Annotated in this window: 2 protein-coding genes; one reads left to right on the top strand and one right to left on the bottom strand. The window is 55.5% G+C overall.

Translation table 11 applies throughout. From position 1 onward, the window contains the following. Positions 1-2,856 (top strand): insulinase family protein (locus GAP13_RS12760; protein WP_158908672.1); only part of this gene is annotated, 2,856 nt, incomplete at its 5' end. 106 nt (positions 2,857-2,962) lie between these two features. On the opposite strand, the gene GAP13_RS12755 is transcribed toward GAP13_RS12760, so the two are convergent. After that, positions 2,963-4,161, bottom strand: a 1,199-nt coding sequence (locus tag GAP13_RS12755; RefSeq protein WP_158908671.1) for a M16 family metallopeptidase, incomplete at its 5' end; no start/stop codon positions are given.

The following is a 4,161-nucleotide window of genomic DNA, read 5'->3' as shown; positions in this document are numbered from 1 at the left end:
GCGCACATCCTGGAACATTCCGTGCTCTGCGGTTCCCGCAAATATCCTGTCAAAGAGCCCTTCGTTGAGCTCATGAAAGGCTCACTCAACACCTTCCTCAATGCGATGACCTACCCCGACAAGACCTGCTATCCCGTCGCCAGCACAAACCTCAAGGATTTCTATAACCTCGTCGATGTCTATCTGGATGCGGTGTTCTATCCCAATCTGACCGAGTACACCTTTCTGCAGGAAGGCTGGCATTACGAAGTGGACCCTCAGACCAAGGAATTCAGCTATAAAGGCGTCGTGTTCAATGAAATGAAAGGCGCCTATTCCGACCCCGAGGACATGCATGATGACCTTTGTCGCCGCAGTCTGTATCCAGATACTTCCTACGGGCTCGATTCAGGAGGAGATCCGCTCGAAATTCCGACGCTCAGCTATCAGGAATTCCTCGATTTTCATAAAAAGTATTATCACCCCTCGAATTCGTTTATTTTTTTCTATGGCGATGACGATCCGGAAAGGCGCCTCGCGCTTATGGAAGAATGGCTTGCTCCTTTTGGGCTGGCTTCGATCGATTCTCTCCCGCAAGCGCAGATGCGCTTTGACGAGCCGCGCTATATCGAATACATGTACCAGGCCGGCGAGCAGGACCAGCCCAAAGCATATGCTGCGGTCAACTGGGCTCTGCGCGGCCATGGCAATGTTCTGCACGCCATGCAAGCCTCGATTCTCTTTCATATTCTGACAGGAACATCCGCTTCGCCCTTGCGCAAGGCTCTGATCGAATCCGGCCTCGGCGAGGACCTAGCCGGGTTCGGCTACTCTGAAGAGCTTTTGCAGACGGCATTTTCGGTCGGACTAAAGGGTGTCGAGCCGACTAATGTCCGCGAAGTCGAAAAACTCATTTTTTCGACGCTCGAGGCGCTTGCTCGCGAGGGGATCGAAAAAGACGCGATCGAAGCATCGCTCAATACAATTGAATTTGCTTTGCGGGAAAAAAATACGGGTCGCTATCCGCGCGGACTCGCGGTCATGCTCGAAGCGCTGAATGAGTGGCTTTACAATCAAGACCCTATAGAGGCGCTCGCCTTTGCCGGGCCTCTCGAAAAAACCAAAAAAGCCTATGCTGATAATCCGCGGCTGTTCAGCGAACTAATCGATGAACTTCTTGTAGGCAATACGCACCGAACCACAGTTGTGCTGCTCCCCTCTCCCGACGCAAATAAAGCGCGTGAGGAGGCCGAAAAAGCCATGCTCGACAAAGCCCGAATGGCTTTCAGCGACGCTGAGCTTGCGCAGATTATGCGCGCCACTGACGAGCTCAGGCGCCTTCAGGACACACCCGACAGCCCGGAAGCGCTCGCCACTATCCCAGTTCTTTCTCTCGAAGATATTCCGAAAGAAGCGCCTGTGTTGCCTTCCGAGCTGCTTCTGCTGACAGAAACGCCACAAGAAGGAGGAACGGTCGCGCAGGGCAAGCAGTCTGCTATGGACGCGCGCCGTTCCGAGACAGCTTCTTCTGCCTTCTACCATGAGCTGGCCACAGGCGGCATTGTATACCTCGATCTGGGCTTCAGTTTTGCAAAGCTCGAGAGCCGCCTTCTGCCATATGTGAGCCTTCTGGGACGCCTCCTTCTCGAAATGGGCACTGACAAAGAAAGCTATGTCCAGCTTATACAACGAATTGGCATCAACACCGGAGGAATTCGAAGCACATCAGTGTCAGCCTCGCGCTGGGATTCGCGCGAACCCAGCCCCTGGTTCTTTTTGCGCGCAAAAGCTCTGCCAGAAAAAGCCGAATCGCTCGCCGATATTCTCATCGATATTCTTACAGGAGCGCGCTTCGATAACCCTGAACGGCTGCGCCAAATCGTACTGGAAGAAAAAGCTCAAGCGGAAGCTATGCTTGTTCCAGCAGCCACGCGCATGGTCAGTTTGAGGCTGCGGTCGCGCTTCAATCCGGCAGATTGGGCGTCGGAGCGGCTTTACGGTATCGAGCACCTTTTCTTCCTGCGTTCGCTCGCTCAGAAAATCGAAAGCGACTGGCCTAGCGTGCTTGCGGATATCGAAGATGTGCGGCGCGCCATCCTTGTGCGGGATAATCTGATCGTCAATGTGACAACTGACCGCGCAACCTTGAATTCCTGCATTCCCGCGCTTCGCCGCATCGTCAAAGCCCTGTCTCCTGAACGCGCGCACGTTACGAGCGGCACGCGCAGTGCCCGGAATTCCTGGATTCATGAAGCCATCTCAGCCTGCGATCCAGCTTCTGTATCCAAGCCAGCCGCTGAGACACTCGAACTGCCGGCACAGGTCAACAGTGTCGGCATGATTCTGCCGCTTTGGAATAGCAAAGCCCCGGCGGGCGCCTGGCTCGTCGTGACAAAGTTTCTCGATACCACCTACCTCTGGGAACAGGTTAGAGTCATCGGCGGCGCATATGGCGGCTATTCGAACCTCGATTTGGCATCAGGGCTTTTGCTGCTGCTCTCGTACCGCGATCCGAACATCGAAAGGACGCTCGATGTCTACCGCAACGTCGCGGCATTTCTCAAGACCTGCTCAGTGCCTCCCGAGGAAATCCAGAAATCGATAATCGGAACGATTGGTGACATCGACGCCTACCAGCTGCCAGACGCGAAAGGCTTCAACGCCCTTATGAACACGCTCACCGGCTACACCCAGGAAGCGCGCCAGCAAATCCGCGACAGCATTCTTGCAGCTTCGCCGGATGACTTCAGGCACCTGGGCGCGCTCATCGAAGAGGCTCTGGGAACATCGATGACTGGTGTACTCGGCGCGCCTGACAGAATCGAACAAGCTTTGCACGCGCTTCCTGCGCCGCTCGAGCGGCTTTCGATGTATTGATGCAACAGCGGAGGGGGCCGGGCCGGCTTTTACGTGAGCCGGGCCGGCTTTTGCATGCGCCCGCGCCCCCAGTTTCACCGCCAGCACCCGGTTTATGCGCCGCGGCTCAGAACCGGATCGCCTCGAATGCGCGCGGATCGAGCTTGTCCAGCAGGGTCTGATCGCCCACAGCCACCCACAAGAACGCTCCGCCAAGCACATACGTATTGAACGCGCGCTGAACCGCATCCGCATCGAGCATGTCGATCCGCTTCTGATCCTTGAGCCAATCCGCGGGGTCCCCTGTCCGCAGAACCGAGCGTATTATGAGCGAAGCAATCGCTGCATTGCTGCGAACCGCCTCAAAATATTCATTCATATAGAGCTGTTTGTAGGTATCGATGGCTTCGCCGATTGGCATATAGCCATCCGCTTCGGTTTTCGCAGGGTCTACGGAGACGACCCGGCCGCGCGCGAGCAAACCGGCTGCTTCGTCGATATACTGCTTGATTTTATCCGGCGCGCTTGTTTTGTATATCATTATTGAGCCATAATTTGCCAAGAATGACCGGATCATGGCGGAAGGCGTGTACACAGCGCCGTATTTGTCGCGCACAACCGAAAACAACAAATCCGAGAACATGCGCGCCGCGAGCGCCATCGCAAAATAATCATCGCTGCCCGGCGCGGGAGCCGCAAAGTCGCCTCGAAGATAGAGCGTTCCTTTCGCCTGCTCATGTTCCTGCATGATGAGGGAGCCTGACGGGCCCATCGGAAATGGCGAAGGGCGCGATACCGCACCAAGCTTCGGCCCGGAAACTTGCCCCAGAAGAGCCTCAAGCTTCTTCGCCAGCTCCGCAGGATTGAAGTCACCGACAGCGACCACAAATATCCTGTCCGCCGAAAAATGCTCTGCGTACCACTTGCGCGCGTCTGTCGCGGTCATCGGCGAAATGCTCTCTTCAGTGCCTTCCGGATTTACCGCATAGGGGTGCCCCTTGAAATACGCCTGATTCATGACCTTCTGCGTGGTCGACCATGGGTTCTGTTCTACACTTTGGAGCGAGAGCGATACTTCATCCTTTGCCTTGCCGAAATCGTCCGCTGAAAACGAGGGCGCTGTAAGCATATCGCCCCAGAGCGCCAGAAGTTCGTCGCGGTACTTGTCCAGGGTCGTAAGGCTGAACGTCGAATATTCGAATTGCACTGCCGTTCCGATGCTCGATGAAGTCCGGTCAAGAATCGCAGCTGCTTTTTCGTAAGGATAATTCTGCGAGCTTCGAGCCATTGTCTTGAGCGCGATATTTTCCCAACCAGCTTGCTCGG

The organism is Rectinema subterraneum (assembly GCA_009768935.1).
GTDB classification, from domain to species: Bacteria; Spirochaetota; Spirochaetia; order Treponematales; family Rectinemataceae; genus Rectinema; species Rectinema subterraneum.
Note: the sequence above shows the minus strand (reverse complement) of the source record. Positions and strands in the feature narration are given on the sequence as shown.